At 67.7% G+C, this 25,362-nt stretch carries 25 protein-coding genes; 7 read left to right on the top strand and 18 right to left on the bottom strand.

Annotation, left to right across the window (positions count from 1 at the left end):
• Positions 1-29 precede the first annotated feature (29 nt).
• The 3 genes from AC13GA_RS06185 to AC13GA_RS06195 form a co-directional block, all read right to left on the bottom strand.
• On the bottom strand, positions 30-212 hold the full coding sequence (locus AC13GA_RS06185; RefSeq protein WP_012511788.1) for a hypothetical protein: 183 nt from the start codon (positions 210-212) through the stop codon (positions 30-32).
• 11 nt (positions 213-223) lie between these two features.
• Positions 224-517, bottom strand: coding sequence for a YkgJ family cysteine cluster protein (locus AC13GA_RS06190; RefSeq protein ID WP_050559906.1), 294 nt, complete (start codon positions 515-517; stop codon positions 224-226).
• 230 nt (positions 518-747) lie between these two features.
• Positions 748-2,109 carry an Hsp70 family protein gene (locus tag AC13GA_RS06195; protein WP_482997714.1) on the bottom strand — a complete coding sequence of 454 codons (1,362 nt, stop codon included), beginning with the start codon at positions 2,107-2,109 and terminating at the stop codon, positions 748-750.
• Positions 2,110-2,288: 179 nt separating this feature from the next.
• Here AC13GA_RS06195 and AC13GA_RS06200 point away from each other — a divergent pair, with 179 nt between their 5' ends.
• Positions 2,289-2,624 (top strand): zinc ribbon domain-containing protein YjdM, encoded by a 336-nt coding sequence (locus AC13GA_RS06200; RefSeq protein ID WP_046985596.1) that lies wholly within the window; start codon positions 2,289-2,291, stop codon positions 2,622-2,624.
• Between the two features lie 7 nt (positions 2,625-2,631).
• Here the strand turns inward: AC13GA_RS06200 and AC13GA_RS06205 are convergent, their stop codons facing one another.
• Positions 2,632-3,774: a transglutaminase domain-containing protein gene (locus tag AC13GA_RS06205; RefSeq protein ID WP_482997715.1), complete on the bottom strand. Its 1,143-nt coding sequence runs from the start codon at positions 3,772-3,774 to the stop codon at positions 2,632-2,634.
• 229 nt (positions 3,775-4,003) lie between these two features.
• Here AC13GA_RS06205 and AC13GA_RS06210 point away from each other — a divergent pair, with 229 nt between their 5' ends.
• From AC13GA_RS06210 to AC13GA_RS06225, 4 genes are all read left to right on the top strand, one after another.
• Positions 4,004-4,606 carry an HD domain-containing protein gene (locus AC13GA_RS06210; protein WP_046985598.1) on the top strand — a complete coding sequence of 201 codons (603 nt, stop codon included), beginning with the start codon at positions 4,004-4,006 and terminating at the stop codon, positions 4,604-4,606.
• Positions 4,607-4,640: 34 nt separating this feature from the next.
• Positions 4,641-4,829, top strand: coding sequence for an oxidoreductase-like domain-containing protein (locus AC13GA_RS06215; RefSeq protein ID WP_136639565.1), 189 nt, complete (start codon positions 4,641-4,643; stop codon positions 4,827-4,829).
• Positions 4,826-5,443, top strand: coding sequence for a DUF998 domain-containing protein (locus tag AC13GA_RS06220; protein ID WP_482997716.1), 618 nt, complete (start codon positions 4,826-4,828; stop codon positions 5,441-5,443). Before AC13GA_RS06215 ends, AC13GA_RS06220 begins: the two co-directional genes overlap by 4 nt.
• Positions 5,444-5,521: 78 nt before the next feature.
• Positions 5,522-6,868, top strand: coding sequence for a virulence factor family protein (locus AC13GA_RS06225; RefSeq protein WP_046985600.1), 1,347 nt, complete (start codon positions 5,522-5,524; stop codon positions 6,866-6,868).
• A 170-nt stretch (positions 6,869-7,038) separates the two neighbouring features.
• On the opposite strand, the gene mprF is transcribed toward AC13GA_RS06225, so the two are convergent.
• Positions 7,039-9,603, bottom strand: coding sequence for a bifunctional lysylphosphatidylglycerol flippase/synthetase MprF (mprF, locus tag AC13GA_RS06230; RefSeq protein ID WP_046985601.1), 2,565 nt, complete (start codon positions 9,601-9,603; stop codon positions 7,039-7,041).
• Positions 9,604-9,795: 192 nt separating this feature from the next.
• On the opposite strand from mprF, the gene AC13GA_RS06235 reads away from it, so the two are divergent.
• Entirely contained in the window at positions 9,796-10,143 is a 348-nt protein-coding gene (locus AC13GA_RS06235; RefSeq protein WP_005418155.1) for a RidA family protein, read from the top strand.
• A 53-nt stretch (positions 10,144-10,196) separates the two neighbouring features.
• Here the strand turns inward: AC13GA_RS06235 and rnfB are convergent, their stop codons facing one another.
• The 9 genes from rnfB to AC13GA_RS06280 form a co-directional block, all read right to left on the bottom strand.
• Positions 10,197-10,610 (bottom strand): Rnf electron transport complex subunit RnfB, encoded by a 414-nt coding sequence (gene rnfB / locus AC13GA_RS06240; RefSeq protein WP_046985602.1) that lies wholly within the window; start codon positions 10,608-10,610, stop codon positions 10,197-10,199.
• A gap of 25 nt (positions 10,611-10,635) precedes the next feature.
• Positions 10,636-11,226, bottom strand: coding sequence for an HAD family hydrolase (locus tag AC13GA_RS06245; protein WP_046985603.1), 591 nt, complete (start codon positions 11,224-11,226; stop codon positions 10,636-10,638).
• 76 nt (positions 11,227-11,302) lie between these two features.
• Entirely contained in the window at positions 11,303-13,384 is a 2,082-nt protein-coding gene (gene metG, locus AC13GA_RS06250; RefSeq protein ID WP_482997717.1) for a methionine--tRNA ligase, read from the bottom strand.
• A gap of 102 nt (positions 13,385-13,486) precedes the next feature.
• Complete coding sequence (locus AC13GA_RS06255; RefSeq protein WP_136640082.1) at positions 13,487-13,930, bottom strand: DUF2147 domain-containing protein; 444 nt, start codon at positions 13,928-13,930, stop codon at positions 13,487-13,489.
• 424 nt (positions 13,931-14,354) lie between these two features.
• Positions 14,355-14,759, bottom strand: a complete 405-nt coding sequence (gene gloA2 / locus AC13GA_RS06260) for an SMU1112c/YaeR family gloxylase I-like metalloprotein (protein WP_482997718.1) — start codon at positions 14,757-14,759, stop codon at positions 14,355-14,357.
• Complete coding sequence (locus AC13GA_RS06265; RefSeq protein WP_482997719.1) at positions 14,756-15,826, bottom strand: serine hydrolase domain-containing protein; 1,071 nt, start codon at positions 15,824-15,826, stop codon at positions 14,756-14,758. The genes gloA2 and AC13GA_RS06265 overlap by 4 nt, the downstream gene beginning before the upstream one ends.
• A 16-nt stretch (positions 15,827-15,842) precedes the next feature.
• On the bottom strand, positions 15,843-17,783 hold the full coding sequence (locus AC13GA_RS06270; protein WP_046983548.1) for a DUF885 domain-containing protein: 1,941 nt from the start codon (positions 17,781-17,783) through the stop codon (positions 15,843-15,845).
• 95 nt (positions 17,784-17,878) lie between these two features.
• On the bottom strand, positions 17,879-18,664 hold the full coding sequence (locus AC13GA_RS06275) for a queuosine precursor transporter (RefSeq protein WP_482997720.1): 786 nt from the start codon (positions 18,662-18,664) through the stop codon (positions 17,879-17,881).
• Complete coding sequence (locus tag AC13GA_RS06280) at positions 18,661-19,344, bottom strand: DUF502 domain-containing protein (protein WP_046983550.1); 684 nt, start codon at positions 19,342-19,344, stop codon at positions 18,661-18,663. Before AC13GA_RS06280 ends, AC13GA_RS06275 begins: the two co-directional genes overlap by 4 nt.
• A gap of 76 nt (positions 19,345-19,420) precedes the next feature.
• Between AC13GA_RS06280 and AC13GA_RS06285 the strand changes: the two genes are divergently transcribed.
• Positions 19,421-20,734 carry a hypothetical protein gene (locus AC13GA_RS06285; protein WP_482997721.1) on the top strand — a complete coding sequence of 438 codons (1,314 nt, stop codon included), beginning with the start codon at positions 19,421-19,423 and terminating at the stop codon, positions 20,732-20,734.
• An 8-nt stretch (positions 20,735-20,742) separates the two neighbouring features.
• Here the strand turns inward: AC13GA_RS06285 and AC13GA_RS06290 are convergent, their stop codons facing one another.
• From AC13GA_RS06290 to AC13GA_RS06305, 4 genes are all read right to left on the bottom strand, one after another.
• Complete coding sequence (locus AC13GA_RS06290; RefSeq protein WP_482997722.1) at positions 20,743-21,459, bottom strand: hypothetical protein; 717 nt, start codon at positions 21,457-21,459, stop codon at positions 20,743-20,745.
• A gap of 47 nt (positions 21,460-21,506) precedes the next feature.
• Entirely contained in the window at positions 21,507-21,959 is a 453-nt protein-coding gene (locus tag AC13GA_RS06295; protein WP_046983553.1) for a DUF4442 domain-containing protein, read from the bottom strand.
• 76 nt (positions 21,960-22,035) lie between these two features.
• Positions 22,036-23,661, bottom strand: a complete 1,626-nt coding sequence (locus tag AC13GA_RS06300; RefSeq protein ID WP_046983554.1) for a CHASE2 domain-containing protein — start codon at positions 23,659-23,661, stop codon at positions 22,036-22,038.
• On the bottom strand, positions 23,658-25,358 hold the full coding sequence (locus tag AC13GA_RS06305; protein ID WP_262921222.1) for a FecR family protein: 1,701 nt from the start codon (positions 25,356-25,358) through the stop codon (positions 23,658-23,660). Before AC13GA_RS06305 ends, AC13GA_RS06300 begins: the two co-directional genes overlap by 4 nt.
• Positions 25,359-25,362 lie beyond the last annotated feature (4 nt).

The raw sequence follows: 25,362 nt of genomic DNA on the forward strand, positions 1-25,362 counted from the left end.
GCGGCAGCGCCGCCGCGGTCGGGGGAGGGTCAGCTGGCTTTCTTCAGCGCCCAGGTGGTACCGAGAACTTCGATCTTGCCACCGCTCTTGCGGAACGCGGCCAGGTCCGAAGCGATCGAGTCGCTGCTGACCACGGTGCTGGCGGATGCGCCCTTGCGTTCACTGCGGATGCTGTTGCTGGCCTTCGCGGGGGTCTTTGCCTTGCGGGGCATGGTGGCTCCTGTCAGGTGGAAGGGGAGGAAAGCGCGCAGGACTCAGCCTGGCGCAGGTAGTCCTGCCGCTCGCGGCGGCAGTCGTCGCCGCCCATCGAGAACTGGCGGCAGATCGCCGGGCGCTGCGAATAGATCGTGCAGCGCAGGTGATACGGATCGATCGCCGCGCACCAGCCTTCCTCGTTGCGCGCCATCACGGCACGGCCGTGGGTGTCGCGCGACAGGAACTGGCCGGGCACGTGGTCGCCGGGCTGCAGCAGGACCGGCAACCGGCAACAGACCGCGTCACAACGGCGGCAGTCGATGGGTGCTGGTTCAGCGTCAGGTTGTACGGCCACAGGGGCCTGGCGGGTGCCCAAAGCGGGTCTCGATGGCGGCTCGGGTAGTACGCGGACCATGATCGAGCCAGAGGGCATGGTCGCCAGGCCCGCTGGGCGGGCCAGGCTGCACCATGGGTACACACACCGGCGAGGCCAGTGGACGGTGCAGCGGTTTTCTAGCCGGCCAAGGGTAGCGCAGACCGCGTAACGTTTTGTTAATCCTGGCTGGCTGCCGCCAGCGCCAGGCCCTGGACCACGCCCAGCGAGGGTTCGCCATGGACCATGCGGGCACCCGGGAAGGCCTCGGCCACCGCCTTGCGGAGGTAGCCTGCGCGGGACAGGCCGCCGGTCAGGAACACCGCATCCGGGTCGCCGCCAATGTCATTGCGGACCTGGGCCAGCAGTTCCCGGATCTGCTCCAGGTAGCCATGCGCGGCGGCGGCCAGGCCATCGGCGCTGCTGTCGGCGTGCAAGTCGCGGGCAATGTAGTCAAGCGTGCTGCGGTGCTCGCTGCTGGTACTGAGCGCGATCTTGGCGCGCTCGACATCGCGGTACAGGCGGGCCGTGTTGCCGGTGTCCTGCAGTGCCTGCAGGCGCGCGCCCCACGGCGCGTCGACGTGGTCGTAGTTGTGCTGGCGGAAGTCGCGCTGGCGGGTCATGTCCTGCACAGTGGCCGCTTCCACGTAATGGTGGGCGGGCACACGGGTGATGCCGCGGCCGAACAGCGGCATGTAGCCGGACAGGCTCAGCGCCAGGTCGATGTCGGTACCGCCACGTGCGATGCCCCAGGCGCGGTGGATGCGCGGAGCGGTTTCACCACCAACTTCGGCGTGGGCGATGTCGGTGGTACCACCGCCGATGTCGACGATCACCGCCTGGTGCCGCTCACGGCTTTCGGCGTGGTAGTGCATGGCCGCCGCCGCAGGTTCTTCGAGGAAATCGATCTGGTCGAAGCCGGCCTGGGTGGCCGCCTCGCGCAGGATGTCCAACGCCTGGTCGTTGCCTGCAGCGCCGATCGAGCTGCGGAACTGCACCGGGCGGCCAAGCAGGGCGGCGCGCAGCGGCTGGCCGAGCTGGGCGCTGGCGGTCAGCCGGATGTGTTCGAGGATGTGCGCGGCGATACCGGTGATGGTCTGCTTCGCGCGCGGGTGCAGGTTGTAGCCCAGCATCGACTTCGGGCTCTGCACCAGGTTGCCCTCGTGTTCCTCGAAATAGGCTTCCAGCGCTTCATCGCCGTAGATCGCGTTCTGCAGCAGGTCATTGGCACTGCGTTCCTTGCCGGCGCGCGCTTCCATCCATTCGCGACGCAGGGCGCGCAGGGCTTCGCGACGCAGCGCCTGCGGCGTGCGTTCCTGGCCGGCGGCGCGGGCCGCGCGCGCGGCGCTGTCGATCATCTGCTGCAGCTGGTGTTCCTGGCCGTCATCGAGCTGGAAGTCGTCCGGGTCGGGGACCACGCCGGGGAAGTACACGCTGGTGCGGAACTGCTCGGCGTCACCGAAGCGGATCGGCAGCAGTTCACCGTCACGCACGATGGCGGCGGCGGAGTTGCTGGTACCGAAGTCGATGCCGAGGCGCATGGGGGGTTCCGGGGACGATCAGGGGCCGCGCACTCTGCTGCAGTTCGCGGCCGACTGCAAGTTCCTGCGTCCTCGCGGGCCGGGCTGGAACGGGGCACCCTCAGGCACCACCCGTGGAAATGGGAAAAAGGCCGGGCGGTTACAATGCAGGCTGTTGATTCATTTCGAGGTACTTGCCGATGTCTTCTGTTCCCGCCTGCCCGCAGTGCACCCTGGAAAACACCTATGCCGATGGCGCGCTGTGGATCTGCGCCGACTGTGGCTTCGAGTGGACCGCCGAAGAAGGTTCCGGTTCGACCCTGGTCGTGCGTGACAGCAACGGCAACACCCTGCAGGCCGGCGATACCGTTACGGTGATCAAGGACCTGAAGGTCAAGGGCTCCTCGATTCCGCTGAAGCAGGGCACCGTGATCCGCAACATCCGCCTGGTCGAGGATGATGCCGAGCACATCGAAGGCAACTCGGACAAGATCAAGGGACTGGTCCTGAAGACCTGCTTCCTCAAGAAGGCCTGACCGCCGTTCAGCGCCGGGCCTGCTGCTGCGCGCGCCAGCGGGCCAGGCTGTCCAGCTTGGCCTGGTAGCGCGCCTGCTCGGGGGCTCCGCCAAGTTCCTGCGCACGCAGCAGTTCACGGTCGGCGCGCCTGAGCTGGCCGGCCAGGAAATACACCCGCGCCAACCCGAAGTGGAACTGGTGCGCGGTGTCGTACAGGCGTACTGCCTGACGGTAATAACGGATCGCCGCATCCAGCTGGCCCGCGCGTTCGGCCTTGGCGCCGAGCATGTACTGGGCGAACGGATCTTCGCGCTGGACCCACTGCAGGCGCCGTTCCAGCACCTGCGCCTGGGCCACCAGCCCCATCTTGCGGTACAGCGCACTGGCGTTGTTCAACGCGGCGTCATGGCGGCCATCCAGGCGTAGGGCCATTTCCAGTGAACGGCGCGCCGCAGCGACATCGCCGCTGCGGTTTTCCAGCACGCCCAGATTGTTCCAGGTGGCGGCAAAACTACTGTCCTGGCCCAGCGCGGCCGCGTAGAACGCACGCGCGCCGGGAATGTCGCCAGCGGCCATGCGTTCGGCGCCGCGGTTGTTGTAGAAATGCGCCAGCGCACGCGCCTGGCTGATCGGTTGCGGGCCGTGGCGGTCGTACAGCACGTTGCGGTCCAGGTCGACGGTGGCGAAGCGCCCGCCGAATCCAACCCCGGCATTGACGTGGCCCACGCTGTAAACCAGTCCCTGCGCCTGGTCCTGGTACCAGGACACCACCTGGCCCACTTCCTGCACGCGCGCCTGGATGCCGGCCTCGCGTGCCAGCGCAACGAACATCAGGGTGAAGGCCAGGCAGTTGGCACGACGCTGCTGCCAGATCTCGCTGACGGTGAGGGTCGCGTCGGCGTCGTACTGCAGGTCCATGCCGTGGCGGTCGAAGATCATCTCCACCAGTCCCTGCAGGCGTTGCTCACGCGAGTAGCCGCGATTGATCACCTGCGTGCGCAGCATCTCGCGCATCTCAGCGGGGATCGCCGATACCTGCTGCGGCGACGGAATGGTGGGGGAGGCGGCGATCGCGGTGGCATCGGCCCCGGCGGGGCCCAGTGCAAGCGCGGGCGGCGCTGCCAGCGTGGTCAGTGCGAGGAACAGGAAGCGAGCGGCAGGATGGTACATGACGGCTCCCGACAGCGGCGGGCGCTCCCGCCTGCGGCGAGTGTAGACCCGCGAGGAGGCCGCCGTCGTCACCGTTGGTCGGCAGCGCCATCCATCCACAACCGGTGTGGACCAGCGCTCGACAAAGCTGTGGACAACCGCGTCCAGGCCGCGCCTGGCAAGCGTCGTGAGGGTGTGGTGAAAAAACCGCCAGCTTGCCCGGTGCCAGCACAGGCGTGATGATCCGGGTATGGACTTCTCTCCGCTGACGCTTGCACCGGCGCAGTGGCAGGCGCTGCAGGACAGCTATGCAACGCCGCCACGGGCCTACCACCACTTCGGCCATGTGCGCGCGGTGCTGCAGCACTGCCAGGAGGTGGCCGAGGGCCCGGGCTGGCAGCAACCGGCCGAGGTCTATCTGGCCGTGCTCTACCACGATGCGGTCTACCAGGCCGGGCGCAAGGACAACGAGGCGCGTTCGGCGCAGCTGGCGGTGCAGGCCATCGCGCAGGCGCCAGAACTGGCCGGCGTCGATGCGGCCCGGGTGGAGCAGCTGATCCTGCTGACCGCACGCCATGGCGCGCTGGGGCTGGACGATGTCGACGCCGAAGCGGCCTTGTTCCTGGACTGCGACATGGCGATCCTGGCCGCGCCGGAACCGGTGTTCACGGCCTACGACCGCGGTGTGGCCGAGGAGTACAAGGGCGTGGTGCCAGGCTTCCTGTACCGTGCCGGCCGGCGTCGATTCCTGCAGGGCCTGCTGCGCGCGCCGCGCATCTTCCTAAGCGAATTCTTCCACCAGCGCCTGGACGCAGCGGCCCGTGAAAACCTGCGCCGCCAGTTGGGCGCCTGAGCCCGCCCGTTACACTGGGGCCTGTTTCCACCGATTGCCGTTTGCCACCGTGTCCGTCACTGATCCCGATCCCCGCCCCGTGCCGCCGGAAGAACCCGGTCCCAACGAATGCTGTGGCAGTGGCTGCCCGCTGTGCGTACTCGACCTGTATGCCGACGAGCTGCAGCGCTATCGCAAGGCGCTGGCCGAGTGGAAGGCGCGGCATCCGGAGGCGACGCCATGAGCCGCATGCGGCCTGCGGCGCTGCTGGCGATGGCGGCATTGCTGCTGTTCGTGGCCACAGCGGTGTGGACCCAGTTCGCACGCACCGACCTGGACTGGGTGCGGGCAACGCTCAGCCTCTACCTGCACGGACCGTGGGGGCTGCTGCTGCGAAGTGCGTACTGCCTGCTCGCGCTGGCGATCGCCGTGCTGGGCATCGCGTTGTATCGCGGCAGCATCGGCCCACGGCGCAGTTCGGCGGCGCCGTTGTTGTTCACGGTGTCCGCGCTGGGCCTGGCCACGGTCGCCATCGGTGACAGCTGGTTGCCCGAGGCAACACCGCTGCTGGCCCCTTTCATCCATGGGCTGGCGGCCAATACCGCGTTCCTGTGCGCCAGCGTCGGCATGCTGCTGCAGGCCTGGTACATGCGCCGCGAACCGGGCTGGAAGACCGCCGCCGGCCTGCTCTGGGGCTGGGCCTGGCTGGCCTTCGTGCTGCTGTGGCTGCATGTGTTGTGGCGCGCCGGGCCGCCGCGCGGGCTGGGGCAGAAGGTGGTGATCGCGGTGATCGTGGGCTGGCTGTTGTACTTGGCCCTGGCGCTGTACCGCCGCGGCCGTCAGGCCGCAGCCGACTGAATCCCCAACGGACTGCGCCGGTACATGCCGTGCACGCGGCAGCGGCGTATCGTGTGCGCATTCCACCGGGGTTGCGACATGAAGCATGCAGGGCTGGGCAGGGCAATGGGAGTGGTACTGGCGCTGGCTGCACTGCCGGCGACAGCGGCGGTCACCGCACAGCAGTTCAGTCATGGGCGCTTCGAGCAGATCCCGGTGCACATGCCGGCCGGCACGCCGCAGCGTGTGGTGATCTGGTTCCATGAGCCCGCCGCCGGTGGCGACACCAGCCGCCTGCCGATCGAGGCCCTGCGTGCAGACGGCGCGCTGGTTGCGGCGGTGGACATCGCGCACCTGCGCGGGGTGCTCAAGCGCGAAGGTGATCCGACCTGTTCGTTCGGCTCCGGCGATGTGGAGAATTTCTCGCGCTGGCTGCAGGCCTCCCTGCATCTGCCCGGCTACCACCTGCCGCTGGTCGGCGGCGATGGCGAAGGTGCCGAGATGGCCTACACGCTGGCGGCGCAGGCCGACACCCAGGTGTTCGCCGGCCTGCTGACCACTGGCTTCTGCCCGGACCACAACCATCAGCGCATGGTCTGCGGCGATGGGGTCAAGCACAACGCGCTGCAACCGGCCGAACTGAATTTCCCGTGGTTGAGCGCGGCTGGCGACCGCGGCTGCAAGGTCGGCCAGGCCAGCGCGTTCGTGCAGCAGGTCGCGATGGCGCGCGAGTTCAAGCGCACCACGCGTGGTGATGCATCACCGGGCCTGGTGGCTGCGGCGCGGGTGATTGGCGCACAGGCGGGCATCAGCCTGGCCCCGCCACCAGCTGTGCTGAAGGGGTTGCCAGTAGTGGAAGTGCCGGCCTCCGGCAACGGTGACACGCTGGCGGTGTTCGTCTCCGGTGACGGCGGCTGGGCCGGCCTGGACAAGGACGTTGCGTCTGCGCTCAACGAGCAGGGCGTGGCAGTAGTCGGCATCGATTCGCTGCGCTACTTCTGGAGCGAGCGCACGCCGAAGGGCTTTGCCGGTGACCTGCAGAAGATCATCGACCACTACCGCACCCAGTGGCATCGCGACAAGGTGATGCTGATCGGCTTCTCGCAGGGCGCCGACGTACTCCCGGCCACCATCAACCAGCTCGATGCCAGTACGCGCGACTCGCTGGATCGTATCGTGCTGCTGTCGGTCGGGAAGAAGGCCGACTTCGAGTTCCACGTCAGCAACTGGCTGGGCGGTGGTGGCGACGGCCTGCCGATCGCACCGGAAGTGGCCAGGTTGCCGGCAGCCAAGACCGTGTGCGTGTATGGCGACAAGGACGAAGACGCACTGTGCCCGGATCTGCCGGCCAATGATGGTGTGAAGAAGGTAAAGCTGCCCGGCGATCACCATTTCGGTGGCGATTATGACCGCCTCGCCGAAGTGATCCTGAAGGGCGGTATGTAGCGCTTGGTAGATGCTGACCTTGGTCGGCGCTGGGGCTGAGGGCGCCTTGGGGATGAGCGTGTCGACCAAGGTCGACACCTACCGGGCGCATGTAGCGTCGAGCATGTCGACCAAGGTCGACACCTACCGGGTGGCAAGTAGCGCCGGGCCATGCCCGGCGGATCGCGGCCTCAATTCCGCCGCGGATCCAGCGAGATCAGCCGCGTGGCATCGAGCAGCGCGGCCGGCAGGTGCATGCCACCGGGTGCGGCCAGATAACGCGGCCGCCATTGCGGGTCGAACTTGGACTTGAAGCGGCGCAGGCCACTGAACCCATAGAAGCGCTCGCCATGCCGCGCCAGCAGGCCGGCCAGCCGGTTCCAGCGCCCGGCCAGTCGATGCTGGGCCAGCCCGGACAACGGCGCCATGCCCAGCGAGAAACGCGCATAACCCTGTGCGCGGCCCCACAGGAACAGCTCGATGAAGAGGAAGTCCATCGTGCCCTTCGGAGCTTCGTTGACGTGGCGCATCAGGTCCACCGACAGCTCGGCACCGGCAGGTGCCTGCCACAGGTTGGCGAAGGCCACGATCTGGCCCTCGGCTTCGACCAGTGCCACCGGGAAGCGGACCAGGTAATCCGGGTCGTAACTACCGAGCGAGAAGCCCTTCTCGTCACCGGCCTTGTCTTCCAACCATGCGTTGGAGATCGCGTGCAGGCGCGGCAGCAGGCTTGGGATCTCTTCCACCGATGCCACGCGGAAGGACAGGCCGCTGCGCTTGCCGCGGTTCCAGGCCTGGCGCAGGTCGGCACGCTCGCGTCCCTCCAGCCCGAAATCATGCAGCGGCACCATCGCTTCTTCGCCCAGCTTGACCAGTCCCAGGCCGAGGTCGAGATAGGTCTGCCAATAGGTTTCACCGACCTGGTAGAACACCGGCCGCAGCCCGAGCCGGTCGGCTTCCTCGCGGAAGCGCCAGATCAAGGCGCGCGCCACGTCCGGCGGACCGACCGGATCGCCCATCGCGATCAGCGAACCGCCATAGCGCTGCATCATCACGAAGCCCTGCTTGGCCTCATCACGCAGAACCGCCTTGTCGGCAGTCAGGACCAGACAGGCCTGGGTATCAGTGGCGCCAGCCAGCACGGGTGCCAGTGACTGCAACGTAGCCTCGTCGGCGGGTTGCAGTGGGCTGCGCGTGCTGTGCAGCAATCGCGCCAGGCCGAACATCACCAGCGCGATCGCGACCACCAGCAACGCACGCAGTGCGCGCGGTGCATTGCCCGACACTGCGAACTGCCACCACAGCTCGTTCTGGTACTCGACGTGGCTGTAGGTGAAGAACAGCAGCCAGGTGACCGCCACCAGCACCAGGCCGAGGTTGCGCAGCCATGGCCATGACCAGGCTTCATCGAGCAGTGCGCCCTGGCGGTAGAACTCGCGGCGTGCGGCCCACAGCGCCATCGCCACCAGCAGCGCAGAAACCGCGATCAGCAGCTGGCCACCGCGCAGCCACAACGGCAACGGGGTGATCACGCACACCGCCATCGCCAGCATCCACGCGGCGTGGCTGCGCCTGGCCAGGCCTTGTCCGATCAGCAGCAGGGCGACACCGCTGAGACTGCCGATCAGGTGCGAGGTTTCCAGGATCGGCAGCGAGGCGCCGACCAGATGACGACGTGGTGTTGGCAGCGTGCCGTCAATGACCAGCGCGGCACCGATGCTGAACACCGCCAGCGCGATGATCTGCGGCAGCCATGGGCGCAGCGCGTTCCAGCCGGCACGGGTTGCCCCAGCACTGGCCTGCAGCGGTTGCCGCAGCGCGGGCGCGAGGGCAAGCAGGGTGGCCAGCAGTAGTGGCAGCACGTAGTAGGTGACGCGGTAGATCAGCGCTGCGGCCAGCACCGCTGCCGGGGCTACCTGTGGCAGCAGCTTCAGCAGGCTCCACTCGAACACGCCCAGGCCCGCCGGCACGGTCGAGACCAGGCCGGCCAGCACCGCCACCAGGTACAGGCCGACGAAGCCGGGCAGGCCGGTGGGCGTGGAGTCGGGCAGCAGCACATAGAACGCAGCACTGGCCAGCACCAGCTCGATGACGCTGAGTACGGTGACACCCAGCATGGTGCGGCGGTCGGGCAACCAGAGTGCATGGCCGAACACGCTGAACTGCCGTCCCTCGCGGCCGACCAGCAACACGGTGCCCACAAATGCGAGCAGGGCGGCCACGCCGACCACGCGCACCGCGTCTGGATTCAACGGCAACGCCAATGCCGCCGCTGCAGGCTCCATGCACAACGCCACGCTGATCAACAGCCACGCACCGAACACGAAACCGAGCGTACTCATCAGCACCACCTGGCCGATCTGCGCCAGGTCCAGGCCGGCGCTGCGGTAGCCGCGCAGGCGCACGGCGCCGCCGGTCAGTGCGGCAAAGCCCACGGTCTGGCCGAGGGTGTGCGCGAGGAAGGCCGTGATGCCGATGCGCGCCGGATGCACGCGGATGCCGCTGCGGCGCAGGCCGATGGCGTCGAAGCCGATCAGGCAGGCATAGCTGGCCAGGCCGAGTACCACGGTAAGCGCGATCTGGGTACCGCTGAGCTGGCGGAAGGCCTGGCGGATGGCACGGTAGCCATGCTCGTCGAACTCACCGGCCAGGCCATGCAGGGCCAGTGCCAGGATCAGCAGCGGGATGACGATGGTGGCCACCCGCTTCCAGGTGGGCGTGGAAGGGGGAGCGATGGAATCGGAGGGGGCGGTCATCGGCGCAAGGGTGCGGCAGCAGGGGCGAGGGCGGTGTCAACGCGGGCGTGGCGCATCGTGCGCCTGTCGCTGGCATTTGACCAGCAGAACTGTCATGGGCCGGTAGTGGCATTGCGTGGAAAGCGTCCATGCACCCACCGTTGGCTGGTTTGGAGGACAATGCAGGCCTGATCACCCGCAGGAGCCACGCCCATGATGGAGCGTTACGACGTCGGACCGCGCATGTCCGAAATGACCGTGTACAACAAGGTCGCCTATCTCTCCGGCCAGATTCCGGAAGACACCAGCCAGGACATCACCGGGCAGACCCGGCAGGTGCTGGCCGAGATCGACAAGCTGCTGGCGCTGGTGGCCAGTGATCGCCAGCACGTGCTGCGTGCGGAAGTCTTCCTCGCCGACATCGCCGATTTCGATGGCATGAACAAGGCGTGGGACGAGTGGGTGGTCGAGGGTGCAACGCCGGCCCGCGCAACGTTCGAAGCCAAGCTGGCCCACGCCGAGTGGAAGGTCGAGATCGTGGTGACGGCGGCCGTACCGTAATCATTGAACGGGGTCAGATCCCTTTTCCGAAGGAAAAGGGATCTGACCCCCTGTTACAGGCGCACCAGCTCGATGCAGTCCACCGGGCACGGCGGGATGCAGAGCTCGCAGCCGGTGCACAGATCGGCGATCACCGTGTGCATGTACTTGGCACCGCCGACAATGGCATCCACCGGGCAGGCCTGGATGCACTTGGTGCAGCCGATGCAGTCGGCTTCCACGATCAATGCCACCTGCGGCGCCTTGTGTTCGCCGCGCGTGCGGTCGAACGCAGCCGCAGGCACACCCAGCACCTGCGCCAACGCGCGCGCGCCTGCGTCGCCTCCGGGTGGGCAGCGGTCCACGCCGGCTTCGCCACGTGCCATCGCCTGCGCATACGGGCGGCAGCCGTCGTAGCCGCATTGCCCGCATTGGGTCTGCGGCAGCAGGCGGTCGAGGCGTTCGGTCAAGGGCGGGGTCAGGCTCATGCGTGGCGAAGGCTGCGCGTTGGGGTTACTTCAGGGGTTTGCCACGGAACCAGCGCTCGTGCGCCAGCGCCAGCATCGGTTTGTCTTCGGAACTGTCACCGTAGGCATGGATGCGTACGTAGCGCGACAGATCGAACTGGCGGCGGATGTGCTCGACCTTGCGCGGGCCGCAGTCGCCGCCCGCATAACGGCCGGTCAGGCGGCCGTCCTGGCTTTCCAGCCGGTTGCAGATCAACTGCAGGCCCAGCTGTTCGCACCACGGCTTCAGGTACAGGTCCAGCGAACCGGACACGATCACCACGGTGTGCTGCTGTTCCTTGTGCCAGCGGATCTGCTCCAGCATCTCCGGCCGCACCACTTCGGGCAGCACATCACGCGAGAAACCGGCTGCCAGCGTGGTGATGTCATCGCTATGACGGTCGCTGAAGGCCAGGCGGGTGACGCGTGCGCGGATACGTTCTGCCGAGATCAGCTTCAGCTTGTACGCAGCCAGCCACGGGCCGATCTTCCACCATGCCTGTGCCAGCTGTTCGGCCGTGGCGACGCGGCGCAGGAAGCGGCCATAGGTATCGCAGGTGGTCACGGTGTGGTCGAAGTCGAACAGCGCCAGTTCCATTGCGTTGCCTCCCATCGCGTTGCTTCCCCGGGCCGGTGCCGGCGGGCGCGGCCATAGGCCACGCCCGCCGCGGGCATCAGCGGACCGGCATGCCCGGCTGTGCGCCGCTGTCGGCGTCCAGCAGCGCCAGTGCGCCGCCGTCGAAACCGGCCGACAGGATCATGCCTTCGCTCAGGCCGAAGCGCATCTTGCGCGGGGCCAGATTGGCGATGAACACCACGCTGCGGCCGACCAGCTTTTCCGGCTCGCCATAGCTGCCGCGGATGCCGGAGAAGATCTGGCGCTTGCCCAGTTCGCCGGCGTCCAGTTCGAAGCGCAGCAGCTTGTCCGAACCTTCCACGAACTCGCACGCCAGCACCTTGCCAATGCGCAGATCGAGCTTGGCGAAGTCGTCGATGCCGATCGTGGCCGGTGCATCGGCGTTGTTCGCTTCGGGTTTGGCGGCGACAGGCGCGGCCGGCTTGGCAGCTTCGCTCTTGGCGGTGGGGACTGCAGCGGTGGTGGTCTGCAGGGTGTCCTTGGAGGCGTCGATCATGGCGTCAATCTTCTTCGGGTCGATACGGGTGAACAGCGGGGTGTAATCGGCGATGCGATGGCCCAGCAGCGGCTGCGCCAGTTCGGTCCAGTCGTTCACCTGTGCGGCCAGGAAGGTTTCGGCCTGTGCGGCGGTGGCCGGCAACACCGGCTTGAGTGCGGTGACCAGCACGCGGAACAGGTTCAGGCCCTGGCTGCATACGGCCTGCAGCTGCGCATCGGCGCCTTCCTGCTTGGCGATCACCCACGGCTTTACATCATCGATATAGCGGTTGGCTTCGTCGGCCAGCGTCATGGTCAGGCGGATGGCGGCGGCCGGGTCGTTGCGCTCGTACGCTTCTCGGATCGGTGCCAGGCCATCGACGAAGCGCTGGTACTGGGCCGCGTCGGGCAGCTGCGCAGCCAGAAGGCCGTCGAAACGCTTGCTGATGAAACCGGCACAGCGGCTGGCGAGGTTGACGAACTTGCCGACCAGGTCCGCATTGACGCGCGCGATGAAGTCACCCAGGTTCAGGTCGAGGTCGTCGACGCCGCCACCGGACTTCGCCGCGAAGTAATAACGCAGCGCTTCCGGTTCCAGGCCGGCATCGAGGAACGTACGCGCCATTACGAAGGTGCCGCGCGATTTGCTCATCTTGGCACCGTCCACGGTCAGGTAGCCGTTGACGTGCAGGCGGGTTGGCGCGCGGTGGCCGGTGCCATGCAGCACCGCCGGCCAGAACAGGCCGTGGAAGTTGACGATGTCCTTGCCGAGGAAGTGGTGCAGCTCGGTGCTGGTGTCGGCGCGCAGGTGCGCCTCGAAGTCTTCGCCGATCCTGCCGCACAGGGTCTGGAAGCTGGATAGGTAGCCGATCGGTGCGTCCAGCCAGACGTAGAAGTACTTGCCCGGCTGGCCGGGAATCTCGAAGCCGAAATACGGCGCATCGCGCGAGATGTCCCACGCGCGCAGGCCACCTTCGGCATTGAGCCACTCACCCAGCTTGGCCTTCACGCCCGGCAGGGCGACATCGCCGGCCAGCCATTCGCGCAGGAACGCATCGAAGTGGCCGACCTCGAAGAAGAAGTGCTCCGAATCGCGCATTTCCGGTGTGGCGCCAGAGATGACCGAGCGCGGCTCCTTCAGGTCGGTCGGCGCATAGGTGGCGCCGCAGACTTCGCAGTTGTCGCCGTACTGGTCGGCGCTGCCGCAATTCGGGCAGATGCCCTTCACGTAGCGGTCGGGCAGGAACATTCCCTTGGCCGGGTCGTAGAACTGCGCGACCGAGCGGCGACTGATGTGGCCGGCCGCTTCCAGCTTCAGGTAGAACTGCTCGGTCAGTGCCTTGTTGGCTGCCGAATTGGTCGAGTCGTAATGGTCGAAGGCCACGCCGAAGGCGGCGAAGTCACGTTCGTGGCTGGCCTGGATGTTGGCGATGAAGGTTTCCGGGGTGACCCCGGCCTTTTCCGCGGCCAGCATGATCGGGGTGCCATGGGTGTCGTCGGCGCAGACGAACCAGGCCTTGCCGCCGCTCATTCGCCGCGCGCGCACCCAGATGTCGGCCTGGATGTAGCCGACCAGGTGGCCCAGGTGCAGCGGGCCGTTGGCGTAGGGCAGGGCGGTGGTGACGAGTGCGGTACGGGTCATGGTCGCGGGGTGAAGCCGAGGGGAACCGCAGAGTATCGCATGCCCGCAACGAGGTGACCCGGCCGGGGCCGGGTCACGGGTGTGAAGCGGGGGACGTGGCGCTTACTCGCGCTGCCAGGTCTGCGCGCGGCAGATGAAGGCGATGCAGCCGGACACGTCCAGCTTGGTGCCGCCGGCCTGCAGCTCCATCTTCGACTTGTAGGTCTTGCCGTTGGCCGGGTCGAGGATGGTGCCGCCGGACCACTTGTTGGCGCCGTCGGCCTTCAGGTTCCAGAGGATGGTCATGCCCTTCACCGGCTTGTTCTTGTTGGCACCTTCACAGCCGTCGCAGACCGGGTTCGGGCCCTTGTCCGAGTGCAGGATGTCGACCACCTTGCCGGACAGCGTGCCATTGGCGGCCTGGGTGATCTCGACGATCGACTTCACCTTGCCGGTCTTGTCGTCGATGGTCTTCCAGCGGCCGGCGGCGCTGTCGGCGGCCTGCGCCGACAGGGCGGCCAGGCACAGCGGCAGTGCCAGCAGCAGGGTCTTGAAGGTCTTGCGCATGGTCCCCTCCCAGGGTTCATTCCGGCACGGTGCCGGTATGGTTCGACTGTATACCCATTCGGCGGGGTATGGGGAAGGGGGGCTTTGGCCGGGTTGCACCCGGCACCCGCAACAGCAACGTCAACGTCAACGGCAACGGCGTGCATTCCGTGCGGTGGCGGGGTGGGTCCGGTGGCGGGGGACGCCGTAAACCCATCCATGGGGGCTTGGCCGCGGCATCCATGCCGCGGACACCCCCGCAACCGGACCCACCCCGCCTTCGACAGGTTCCGCGATCGGTTGGAATGGCATTGCCTGCTCTTGGGGGGGGGCGACCTTGGTCGACACGGTAAATCCACGCCATGTGTTGATGGGACTTTCCGTGGCGGCGTCGGGGTCAGATCCCTTTTCCATTGGAAAAGGGATCTGACCCCGACACACACGCTCAACCGACTTCGTACAACTCCAGCGGCAGGTCGTCGGGGTCGGCGAAGAAGGTGAAGCGGCGGCCGGTGTATTCGTCCACGCGGATCGGTTCGCAGGCTATGCCATGCGCGGCCAGGCGCTCGATGAAGGGTTCCAGCATGGCGACGCGGAATGCGAGGTGGCGCAGGCCCTGGGCTTCCGGGCGGCTGGGACGGGGCGGCGGGGAAGGGAAGGAGAACAGTTCCAGCTGGCTGCCGTCGGGCAGTGCCAGGTCCAGCTTCCAGGAGTCGCGCGCGCTGCGGTGGTTCTCGGCCAGCACGCGCAGGCCAAGGATGCGCACGTAGAAGTCTTTCGAGCGCGCGTAGTCGCTGCAGATCAGTGCGGCGTGGTGGATGCCCAGCAGGGCGCAGGCGTCATCGCTCATTGCAGGGTGGCCAGCCAGCGCTGGGCAATCTTCTGCGCCAGCGGATAGGGTTCGGGGTCGTTGCGGTTGCTCAGCACGATCACGGTCAGGTGCTTTTCCGGATGGCGCACGATCACGTTGCGGAAACCGATGCTCTCGCCGCTGTGCCATTGCACCGGCCCGTTCAGGCGCCAGCCGAAGCCGTAGTGCGGCACGTCGGCTTCGGGCGTCGACGTGGCCGGGCTGAACATCGCGCGGCGCGAGGCCTTCGACAGCAGGCGGTCGTCATACAGCGCGGCATCCCAGCGGGCGAGGTCATCCAGCGAGGAATAGATGCCGCCATCACCCAGCACGGCGCTGGTGGTGCTCTGGTCGGTGCGTTGCCAGTGGCCGTCCAGCTCGCTGTAGCCATAGGCGCGCTGAGCCACCACATCGACGCCGTCCTGGTGGGCCACGGTATGGGCCATGCCCAGCGGGCGGAAGATCCGCTGTTGCAGGAAGCCCGCGAAATCCTGGCCGGAGGCGCGGCCGACGATCAGCGCCAGCAGCGCGTAGCCACTGTTGCTGTAGCGGTATTGCGTGCCGGGTGCGAAGTTCAAGCGGTCCGCGCGCGACAGCAGGGCCAGCACATCGGCATCGTGCACCTGGCGGGTGCCGGCCGGGTCCATCAGGTCTTCGTAATCGAGCAGGCCACTGGTGTGCGAGAGCAGTTGGCGGATCGTGATGTCCGCCGCCACCGGGGGCAGCTCCGGCAGCCAACGTCGGGCCGGCTGGTCGAGCCCAAGCCGGCCATCCTCCACCAGCAGCAGCACAGCCGCGGCGGTGAACTGCTTGCTGACCGAGGCCAGCCGGAAGTTGCTGGCCGGAGTGGCTGCGGTGCGGTCTTCCACCACCGCCAGGCCATAGCCGCGGCGGAACACCGGTTTGCCGTCGTGCAGCACCAGCACGGCGGCGCCGGGCACCTGGCCGTCGTAGGCCTGCATCAGGCCGTCGATGCCCGTATCCGGTGGGGTCAGCACCGGTGCGGCGGCACCCGCCAGAGGCAGCAGGCCCAGCACGGCAGCGAACAGGGCGACGGCAGGGCGCATGACGGCTCCAGAGGGGTCAGGGCGAAGGCGTGGGCGTGGTGCTGGCCGGCTGCGCCATCCAGCGTTCCATCTTGCGGCTCAGTACGTCCAATGGCATCGAGCCGTCCTTCAGCAGTTCGGCGTGGAAACGTCGCAGGTCGAAGGCTGCGCCCTGCCGTGCCTTGGCCTTGTCGCGCAGGGCCACGATGGTGGTCAGGCCGGCCACGTTGGACAGCGCCTGGCCGGGCTGGGCCATGATCCGCTCGACTTCGGCGTTGGCGTCATCGCTGCTCATGTCCACGGTCTTCTGCAGGTAGGCCACGGCCTGTTGCTTGCTCCAGCCCTGCGCGTTCACACCGGTGTCGGCCACCACGCGCGCGGCGCGCAGCAGGCGCGAGTACAGATAACCGATGCGGTCATAAGGGTCGGTGTAGATGCCGAGATCCTCGCCCAGGGTTTCCGCGTACAGGCCCCAGCCTTCGACGAAGGCCAGGTCGCCACCCAGGCGGCGGAAGCGCGGCAGCTTGGCAAGTTCCTGCTGCAGGCCCAGCTGCACGTGGTGGCCGGGAATGGCTTCATGCAGGTACTGCACCGGCACGCTCCAGCGCTTGCGGCTGGGCAGGTCTCGGGTGTTGACGTACAGCAGGCCCGGTTGCCCGGCCGGCGACGGCTGGTAGGCCGCCGCAGCGGAGGTGAGTGCACGCTCGGGCTCCACCGCGCGTATTTCCAGTGTGGACTTGGGCAGGGTGTCCAGCACCTGTGGCAGGCGCGCGTTGACCTGCTGCTGCACCTGGCGATAGCGGTTGATCAACGCATTGGCGTCGCCGTACTGGAACTGGCGGTCGTTGCGCATGCTGCGCAGCAGCTTGGACGGCGTACCGCGCAGCTTGGCGTCCTTCATCACCGTGGCGATCTGAGCCTGCAGCTCCTGCACGCGCTGCTCGCCCAGCGCGTGCAGCTGCGCGGCGGTCTGGTCGCTGGCGGTGGTCTGCACGATCAGGTTGGCATACCAGGCCTGGCCATCGGGCAATGCGCCCAAGCCGCTGCTGGCGCGGGTGGCCGGCAGGTACTCGGTGGCGATGAAGCCGCGCAGGGCACGGTAGGCCGGCATGATGCGCAGTTCGATCATGCGCTTGTACTCGGCACTGATACGCGCCTTGTCCTCGGCTGCGATGGTGTTCGGCATGGTGCGGATCGGCGACCAGAAGATGCTCTCCTCAGCGGTTGGCTTGATCACTGCATCCAACTGCGGAATAACCTTCTCCATCAGGTCGCGCGGCTGAACCACGCCGGCCTTCACGCCCTGCCGCATGTTGTCGATGGCCTGGTCGAACAGCTCGGGAATGCCCAGCGAGCGGCGCGACCAGGTGTCGTAGTCCTGCGCGGTATTGAACGGCTGCGCGCCGGCACCGGAACCGAGGATCGCCATGATGCTGCCGACGTTGTAGTACTGGCTGATCGGCATCATCCAGCTCGGGTAACGCTCGGCGGCCAGCGAGGCGCGCGCATCGCGCACGAAGATCTCGTAGCTGAGCAGGTCCTGGCCCTGCAGGCCGTCATTGCCGAGTTTCTCGACCTTGCCCAGCCATTCGGTAGTGAAGTCGTGCGACTGCTGGCGCCAGGTGGGGGACAGGATGTTGGGCAGCTGGTCGTTGTAGCGGGTCTCGCCCTGGAAGGTGGCCTGCAGCGGATTCAGCCGCATCGAGGCATCCCAGTACTCGTCGTACAGGCGCTCCAGCTGCACCTGCTTGGGCACGGCGCGGGCCGGTGCGACGGGACGTGGCGCAGCGCGGCGCGCCGAACTGCCACGGGCCGGCGCGGTGGCGCGGGCGGGCCTGGCCTTGGGCTTGGCGGCCTGGCGGGTCTGCGCGGCGGCAGGGCGGCTGGCCTTCTTCTTCGCTGCTTCGGCCGACGGAACGGCACTGAACAGGAACAACGCGGCAATGGCGGCGGCCAGGGCGCGGGGGGAATACGGCATCAAGAAGCTTCCGTGGAACACAGACCGTGGAGCTTGCACGATCCGCGCGCGTACGGCCAGCGTGAAGGCGCAGTCAGCTTGGTGGCGCTGGGGCTTCAGTCAGCCGCCGCGGCGGCGCGCAACGCCGCCGCGCGATCGGCGCCCAGATAGCGGGTGATAGCCCGCCGCATCAGGTACAGCAACGGAATCAGGGCAATCGCAAAGCCCATCTTGTACACGTAGTTGACGCTGGCGACTGCCAGGAACAGCGAGGTCGGCCAGTGTTGCGGGCCCAGCACGAAGGCGATCCAGATCACCACGAAGCTGTCCACCACCTGCGAGATCGCGGTCGAGCCGGTCGCACGCAGCCACACGTGGCGCTCACCGGTAGCCTGGCGGATGCGATGGAACACCGCCACGTCGATCAGCTGGCCGAGCAGGAAGGCCACCAGCGAACCGGCGATGGTCCACATGCCCTGGCCGAACACCGCAGCGAACGCGGCCTGGTAGTCGGGCACGCCGTAGCCGTTCATCGACGTTACCCACCATCTGGCCGGTGCCAGCGAGATCGCTGCGAAGGCGAACAGGAAACCGTAGCCGATCAGCACCACCGCCAGCCACGAGATGAAGCGCACGCCGCGCTTGCCGAAGAACTCGTTGATGGTGTCGGTCATGATGAACACCACCGGCCACAACAGGGTCCCGGCGGTGAAGCTGAGCGAGCCGGTCTGGCCGAACAGGTTCCAGTTCAGCGGATCGATGCCGAGCGTGTCTTCGAGGGCGAAGATCTTCACCCCGATCAGCTCGGCCAGCACCGCGTTGCCGCAGAAGAACGCGGCCAGCACGATGAACAACAGGACCGCACGATCCTGCAGCGGGCGCTCGAATGGCGCCGCGGTCATTCGGCGCGATCGCCGGCGCGGGTGAACGGCACGGTGGGCGGGGCAACCGCGCCGCCGGAGATGATGAAGCTCATCGCCTGGTCCACGGTCCAGTCGGTCGGGGTCAGCAGCTCGACCGGCACGATCTCCAGATAGCCCGAGGTCGGGTTCGGCGTGGTCGGCACGTATACCGCGGCCAGCTCACGATCGGTGCCGTGTTCCTTGATGACCCGGGTCACCAGGCCGACCGACTTCATGTCGCGGTGCGGGAAGTCGATCAGCACCACGCGCTGGGTGCTGCCCGGCTCGGTCTGCAGCATGTCCAGCAGCTTCTTGGCGCTGTCGTAGATGATGCTGGCCAGTGGAATGCGCTTGATGACCGCGCCGACCCAGCGCAGCAGGCGCTGGCCGAGCACGCGGCGGCTGGCCACGCCCACCGCCAGGATCACCAGCAGGGTGGCCAGCAGGGCGATGATGTCCTGGATCCACTCGGCACGGACCCAACCGAGATAATGCGGGAAGTTTGTCGCGATCTGCTCGGACAATGGCACCACCAGCGGGCTGGAAATGCCCGACAGCAGCACGAACACGAATTTGACCACGACCCAGGTCAGCCAGATCGGCAGCAGGGTCAGCAGGCCGGTGAGAAACAGGCGCTGCAGGGAGGGGCGGGGGACCAGGGCGGGGGCTTCGAGCGACATGCGCGCATTGTAGCGGTCACTGCCGGTCGATTACGCTGGGTGATCGACTGCGGCAACGGCACATGGAAGGGAAGCTGTGTTGAAGATCCTGCGCGGACTGGCCTGGACCCTGGGCGGCCTGCTAGTGCTGGCGATCGTGGTGTGGTGCGCCTCGCGCATGTGGCCCGTGCCCGAATCGAGGGTGCTGGCGCAGCAGCGACTGGAGGCGCGCCTGCCGGCGACCGGGCGCAATGGTTATGCGCTGTTGTGGACGCTTCCGTTTGACGGGCTGGATGCCCGCCAGCGTGAGCAGGCGCTGGCCGAGGACGCGCGGCGCTGGGCGGCCGACCCGCGGGGCGGCAGTATTGGCCAGACCCACCTGGCGGCCAGCCACGCCGAGCTGCACTCACGGCCGGGTGCCAGTTGCGGGCCGACCGCCAGCAACTGCCTGGCCCAGGTGCGCGCCGACCCGCAACGCTTCGTGGACGCCCACGCCGGGCACCAGCAGTTGCACACGCGCCTGGACCAACTGGCTGAAGCAGACCACTTCGTGTCCCCATTCCAGCCGAAGGGCGAGGGCATTCTCGTCCCGTTGCCGACCTATGGCCTGGTGGTGGACGCCACCAGCGCCCGCGCGCTGGCCTATGTGCAGGGCGACGTCGAGGGTGCGTTGCGCGGCAGTTGCCGTGGCCTGCAGCTGGGCCGTCGGCTGGTGCCCGGGGGCAGCTACCTGGTCGAAAGCATCGTCGGTGCCAGCCTGGTCCAGGCCAACGCCCAGCTGCTGGCCGACATGCTGGCGGAACTGCCCGCCGACCATCCCTTGCCGGTCGAGTGCGAGCAGGCGATGCAGCCGATGCGGGCTGACGAACAAAGTCTGTGCCGCGCGACACAGGGGGAGTACGCAATGAGCCGGGCAGCGATTGAAACCTCGGCGAGCGAATTCGGCGGCGTACTGGTGCTGGACCGCAGCAGCACCCTGGCACGCGTGGCCGGCAATCTCGGCTGGGCCTGTGGTGCCACCGCCATGGCGGCGCTGGAAGCAGATCGACCGTTGCCGGTGCAGACACCGCCGCAGCGGGATTTCGGTTGCCTGTCCAACGTCATGGGTTGCGTATTGACCGACATTGCGGCGCCGATCTATCCCGCGTATTCGTCCCGGACCCAGGACGCTGCGGCGATGCTGCGCCTGCTGGGTGCACAACGCTGGCTGCGCCAGCAGGCCGGTGATCCGGTCGATGCACTGCAGCGGTTGCCCGCGCAGTTCCGCTCGCCGGTACGCACCCCGCGCCTGTCGGCCGATGGCAGCCGCCTGCAGGTGCCACGCCGCTCGCCGCCGCGCAGCAACGATGAAAGCGCCTGGCTGTCGGTACCACTGGCCGCAGGTGCGCCTTCAACCGCCGCACGCGATTGAGGGCAGGTTCAACCGGCCCCGACCAACGGATCGAATCCCCAGCCATCGCCGACCGTTTCAAGCGTCCAGCGCCGACTGCTGCGCAGCGGTTGCCAGCGCACGCTGTCGGTATCGGTCTCGATGCTGCCTTCAACCTGTTTCACCTTGCCGGTGGAAAAGTTGACGCTCAACGACTCGGTCTGCCCGGAGTTGCGCATCACCGAATGGCGGTCATAGCCGATCAGGGCGAAGGCGCCGTTCTGCCAGCGGAAGGTGAACGCGGTCGTGCCCATCGACCAGCTGCCTGCGCTGGCGAACGAAAACAACGCAACCCTCAGCGTGCCGCGCTGGATGCTGACGCCGCCATCTTCGAGCGGATCGCTGAGCACGGGACTTTCCGGGCGCGGAATCAGCTTGTGGTCCTGCGCCGCGAGCACGTAGCCGGACGGGCGCGACCAGGCGATGGCGAGGATGCGCGGATTGCTGTCATACGGAGAAGGACCGAAGCCATCGTGCTCGATGACGTTGCGCGGGTCCTGCTGGCGCAGCACCAGCACCAGGTCGGCGCGACCATCGTGGTCGAGGTCACCTTCCAGTCGGGTTTCCAGCGTCCAGCCCTTGGGCACGAAGCCGGCCGCATCGGCCGCCTGCGCCGGCAGCGTCGGGTACTGCACCGGAGGCACATCCAGTGCGTGGGCGGCGAAGGACAGCGGGGTCAGCAGTGCAGCAAGGGCGAACGGGCGCATCGGAGCCTCCATGGCGGGGAGGCAGAGAATAGCGCCGATGCCGCCGATCAGCGTGCGTGTGGTTTCAACCGCAGGTAGACCTGCTTGCGTACCTGTGCGACCACTTCGCCGCTTTCATCGACCACGTCGTTGCTGAACCAGCGCAGCACTTTGTCGCCGCTGGCCGCTTCGGCGCGCAGTTCGTCCAGCAGTGCGTCATCGATGCGGAACGACGTACGTACGGTGCCGCGGCCGGGCTTGAGGAAATCGATCGCACCGGCACGGTCCCACACGTAGTAGTCGCGGCCGAGGATGTGCAGCAGGCCAAGCATCCAGAACGGATCGGTCATCGCAAACAGGCTGCCGCCGAAATGCGTGCCGACGTAGTTGCGGTTCCAGGGCCGCATGCGCAGTTCTACGTCGATCTGCCGGTAGTCCGGCGAGACCCGGGTGACGTGGATGCCGGTGAACAGGAACGGTGGCCAGAGGTTGATGCCGAAGCGGAACAGGCGGGCGTTCATGTGGGTCCGGGGGGGGGCGCGGGGCGAGGCCTACAGTCTAGCCATTCGCATGCGTATGTTGCACCCCGGCCGGTGTTCAGGCCTCGCCGTCGATCACGTAACCGTCGCGGCCATTGGCCTTGGCCTGGTACAGGGCGGTGTCGGCACCTTCGACGAAGTCGTGCGGTTGCAGCTCGCCGTCCGGCACGCGGGTGAACACGCCGATGGTGAGGGTGACGCCGGCATCGCTGCCTTCACCGGGCGCCGGCAACGCCCGCACGCAGGCGATCAGGTCTTCGATCACCAGGCGCGCGCCTTCGGCCGGCGTATCCGGCAGCACCAGCGCGAATTCGTCGCCACCATAGCGTGCGGCCATGTCGCGCGGGCGCCGTGCATGCGCACCGATCAGGCGCGCGACATCGCGCAGCACGCGGTCGCCGACCTGATGGCCGTGGCGGTCGTTGTGGCGCTTGAAATGGTCGACGTCGATCAGCGCCAGGCTCAGCGGCTTGCCACTGCGCCGCGCGGCATCGCATTCCTGCTGCAGCGACTGCTCGAAGCGCAGGCGGTTGCCGAGGCCGGTCAGCGCATCGCGGTTGGCCTGGCGGTGCCAGGCCGAAATCCGCCAGGTCGCCCAGGCCAGCAGTACCAGGGTGATGCCCAGCATGGCGCTGGCCGGGGCCCACCACAGGTCGCAGGCGCGCAGCAGCAGCCAGCTCAGCAGCGGCGCCAGCGGCAGCGAGCACAGCGCAGCCAGCCACGGCAGGCGCAAGCCGAGCAGGATCACGCACAGTGCCACCAGCACGCCGCTGATGGCGTGCTGCCAGAGGCGGGGCAGCAGGTCGATCTGCTTGTGCTGCAGCAGCATCGAAGCAATGTTGGCCTGGTACTCGCTGCCACTCATCCAGAATTCGCGGGTGGTCGGGGTCAGCAGCCGCGGCGCGACGCCGCTGGCGGTCATGCCCACCACGATGCGACGGCCGTGCAGCATGGCCATGTCCACGTGGCCATCGAGCACGTCGGCGTAGGAGACCTGGGGCAGGCGTTCGGGGGGGCCGGCGTAGCGCACCCGCACGTAGTCGTCGCGCCGCCATTGATAGGGCGAGTTCACGCCAGGATCGGGATCGGGCAGTCCGCGTACCGCGCCCGGCGGCAGATCGGCCAGCGCCAGCCCGAGTGCAGGCCAGTGCGCGCGGCCGATGCCTGCGTGCAGGTACACGCCGCGGGCAACGCCATCGCCATCCACTTCGACGTCGGTATGGCCGATCGCCGCCGCGCTGGCTGCGATCCGTGGAATCGGCAGCATTTCCTCGGCCATGCGATCACCCGCTGCGGGTGCGGCCAGGACCGGCAGCACCACCCGGCCGTTGCGCCGTATGGCCGCCGCCAGCTGTTCATCCTGGCGGCTGTCACGGCGATCAGGTTCGGACAGCATCAGGTCCAGCGCCACGCGCTCGGCACCGGCATCGGTCAGGCGATCCAGCAACCGCGCATGGATCGAGCGCGGCCATGGCCACTGGCCGATGCGCTGCAGGCTGCCCTCGTCGATGGCCACGATCAGTACGCTGGGATCGGGACGGTAATCCCAATTGCCGACCATGGCGTCGTAGGCGGCTTCGTCCTGTCGCCACAACCATTGGCCATGGCTGGCCACGATCGTCAGTATTCCTGCCAGCAGCGCCAGCACGATCCGCTTCGACCATGGAAGCGGCGACCGCCTCACAACAACAACCACAGCAGCAGGGCGCCACCACCGGCGCCGTAGCACAGGCGGCAAGGCAGCTTGATCTGCTGGGCAGGGGAATACTCGCCAGCGTGGCCGTCGTCATCGATGTACTGCACGCGCACGTGCAGGGTGCCGCTCCACGGCCGCTTGAAGCTGACCTGCGGCTCGGTCACGGTTTCGTCGACGAGCGGCGCCTTGAAGTCGCCATGGCGATCCACCTGCACCCGGTAGCGCTGGCCCTCGCTGCCGGCCTGCCAGCGCAGGGTCAGCGCGCCATGCGCGGCTTCGGGTGATTGCAGGGCGGGATCGACCGGTTCATTGCTCAGTTGCAGCGGCAGTGCCTGGCCGTAGCGGCCCTGGTGGTCGTTGCCATCGCGCGAGGCCACCCGCCAGAAGTACTGGCCCGGCGGCAGGGGCTGTGCCAGGCGCAGGTCGGTGTCCTGAGTGGTCTGTTCCTGCAACGGCTGCTGGAAGGTCGGTTCGGCGGCGATCTGCAGCACGCTGCTGTGCGCGCCGGGGGCCTGGCTCCAGCGGAAACGCGGGCGGTCACTGTTGATCGTCTGGCCGTGCAGCGGTGCGACCGTCAACGGCGGTGGCGGCTGGTCGCTGAGTTCGAAATCGGCACTGGCATCGAGGCCTTCCACGCCCTGGGCATCGACGGCGCGCAGCAGGATGCGCAGCTGGCCCGGTGGCAGGTCGCCGATCGACAGGCGGGTGTCGGTGGTGGTGGCGGCGAACAGCAGGATCTCCGGTGTCGCCGCCTGTACCACTTCAACGCGGTACTGCGCGGCGCCGTCGACCGGCTCCCAGGCCAGTCGGGTCGGCAGCGGCGCCAGGCGCAGTTCATCGTTGCGCAGCTGCGGCGCAGGCAGCAGGGCGGAGACCGCATCGGGCGCGCTATCGGCGCTGCTGCTGCGGCTGGCGTGGCCAGGCTTGACCAGCTGCCGGCCATGGCTGTTGCCGACCTGTACCTTGCCCTGCAGGACTTCAGTGGCGGCAACATGCTGGGTGTCGCCGGCACTGACCCGGAACACGGTGCCGCGAACGCTGCTGGTCGCGGTGGGTGCGTCGATGATGTAACGCGACGCAGGACCGCGGGCTGGCGTCACGCGGTTGCTGGCGCGGCCCTGCTGCAGGCGCAGGCGGGTGTCGACCATACCGGTGTGGCCGTAGCGGCTGAGCTGGTCCAGGCGCAAACGGGAATATTCGCGCAACTGCAGGCGCGAGGCATCGGCAAATTCGAGAGTGACGCTGGAATCGCCTTCGGTCTCGATGGTGTCACCGATGTGCAACTGCTCGCCGGCCAGAATGGCGCGGGTAGCCCTGCCATCGGCGCCGGACAGTTCGACCTTGCCGCGTACCGACAGCACCCGGGCCGGCGCCGGTTCGATGCGCAGCCAGCTGATCGGGAAACGCAGCAGCTGGCCGGGCGGCAACTGGTAGGGGTTGTCGATGCGGTTGTGCTGCTGCAGCTGCTGCCAGCGCACCGAGGGCTTGAGGTAAACGCCACCAAGGTCCCACAGGGTATCGCCGGGGCGGACCCGGTAGTTCCAGTCCTGGGCCGCAGCCACGGTCGGCAGCAGGAGGAGGGCGCAGAGCAGCGCACCCTTGAAGCGCATGGCAAACGACAGCGAGCGGACGAAGGTCACAGTTGGCAATCCCGGCAATGCGGGGGCGCAGCTGCAAGACCCCATGGCC

Source organism: Stenotrophomonas sp. 22DLJC03, assembly GCF_056861405.1.

What these genes read in the sequence shown, in the direction of transcription:
- AC13GA_RS06185 (WP_012511788.1), bottom strand. Translation starts at nt 212, where the DNA reads ATGCCCCGCAAGGCAAAGACCCCCGCGAAGGCCAGCAACAGCATCCGC.
- AC13GA_RS06195 (WP_482997714.1), bottom strand. Translation starts at nt 2,109, where the DNA reads ATGCGCCTCGGCATCGACTTCGGTACCAGCAACTCCGCCGCCGCCATC.
- AC13GA_RS06200 (WP_046985596.1), top strand. Translation starts at nt 2,289, where the DNA reads ATGTCTTCTGTTCCCGCCTGCCCGCAGTGCACCCTGGAAAACACCTAT.
- AC13GA_RS06205 (WP_482997715.1), bottom strand. Translation starts at nt 3,774, where the DNA reads ATGTACCATCCTGCCGCTCGCTTCCTGTTCCTCGCACTGACCACGCTG.
- AC13GA_RS06210 (WP_046985598.1), top strand. Translation starts at nt 4,004, where the DNA reads ATGGACTTCTCTCCGCTGACGCTTGCACCGGCGCAGTGGCAGGCGCTG.
- AC13GA_RS06220 (WP_482997716.1), top strand. Translation starts at nt 4,826, where the DNA reads ATGAGCCGCATGCGGCCTGCGGCGCTGCTGGCGATGGCGGCATTGCTG.
- AC13GA_RS06225 (WP_046985600.1), top strand. Translation starts at nt 5,522, where the DNA reads ATGAAGCATGCAGGGCTGGGCAGGGCAATGGGAGTGGTACTGGCGCTG.
- mprF (WP_046985601.1), bottom strand. Translation starts at nt 9,603, where the DNA reads ATGACCGCCCCCTCCGATTCCATCGCTCCCCCTTCCACGCCCACCTGG.
- AC13GA_RS06235 (WP_005418155.1), top strand. Translation starts at nt 9,796, where the DNA reads ATGATGGAGCGTTACGACGTCGGACCGCGCATGTCCGAAATGACCGTG.
- rnfB (WP_046985602.1), bottom strand. Translation starts at nt 10,610, where the DNA reads ATGAGCCTGACCCCGCCCTTGACCGAACGCCTCGACCGCCTGCTGCCG.
- AC13GA_RS06245 (WP_046985603.1), bottom strand. Translation starts at nt 11,226, where the DNA reads ATGGAACTGGCGCTGTTCGACTTCGACCACACCGTGACCACCTGCGAT.
- metG (WP_482997717.1), bottom strand. Translation starts at nt 13,384, where the DNA reads ATGACCCGTACCGCACTCGTCACCACCGCCCTGCCCTACGCCAACGGC.
- AC13GA_RS06255 (WP_136640082.1), bottom strand. Translation starts at nt 13,930, where the DNA reads ATGCGCAAGACCTTCAAGACCCTGCTGCTGGCACTGCCGCTGTGCCTG.
- gloA2 (WP_482997718.1), bottom strand. Translation starts at nt 14,759, where the DNA reads ATGAGCGATGACGCCTGCGCCCTGCTGGGCATCCACCACGCCGCACTG.
- AC13GA_RS06265 (WP_482997719.1), bottom strand. Translation starts at nt 15,826, where the DNA reads ATGCGCCCTGCCGTCGCCCTGTTCGCTGCCGTGCTGGGCCTGCTGCCT.
- AC13GA_RS06270 (WP_046983548.1), bottom strand. Translation starts at nt 17,783, where the DNA reads ATGCCGTATTCCCCCCGCGCCCTGGCCGCCGCCATTGCCGCGTTGTTC.
- AC13GA_RS06275 (WP_482997720.1), bottom strand. Translation starts at nt 18,664, where the DNA reads ATGACCGCGGCGCCATTCGAGCGCCCGCTGCAGGATCGTGCGGTCCTG.
- AC13GA_RS06280 (WP_046983550.1), bottom strand. Translation starts at nt 19,344, where the DNA reads ATGTCGCTCGAAGCCCCCGCCCTGGTCCCCCGCCCCTCCCTGCAGCGC.
- AC13GA_RS06290 (WP_482997722.1), bottom strand. Translation starts at nt 21,459, where the DNA reads ATGCGCCCGTTCGCCCTTGCTGCACTGCTGACCCCGCTGTCCTTCGCC.
- AC13GA_RS06295 (WP_046983553.1), bottom strand. Translation starts at nt 21,959, where the DNA reads ATGAACGCCCGCCTGTTCCGCTTCGGCATCAACCTCTGGCCACCGTTC.
- AC13GA_RS06305 (WP_262921222.1), bottom strand. Translation starts at nt 25,358, where the DNA reads ATGGGGTCTTGCAGCTGCGCCCCCGCATTGCCGGGATTGCCAACTGTG.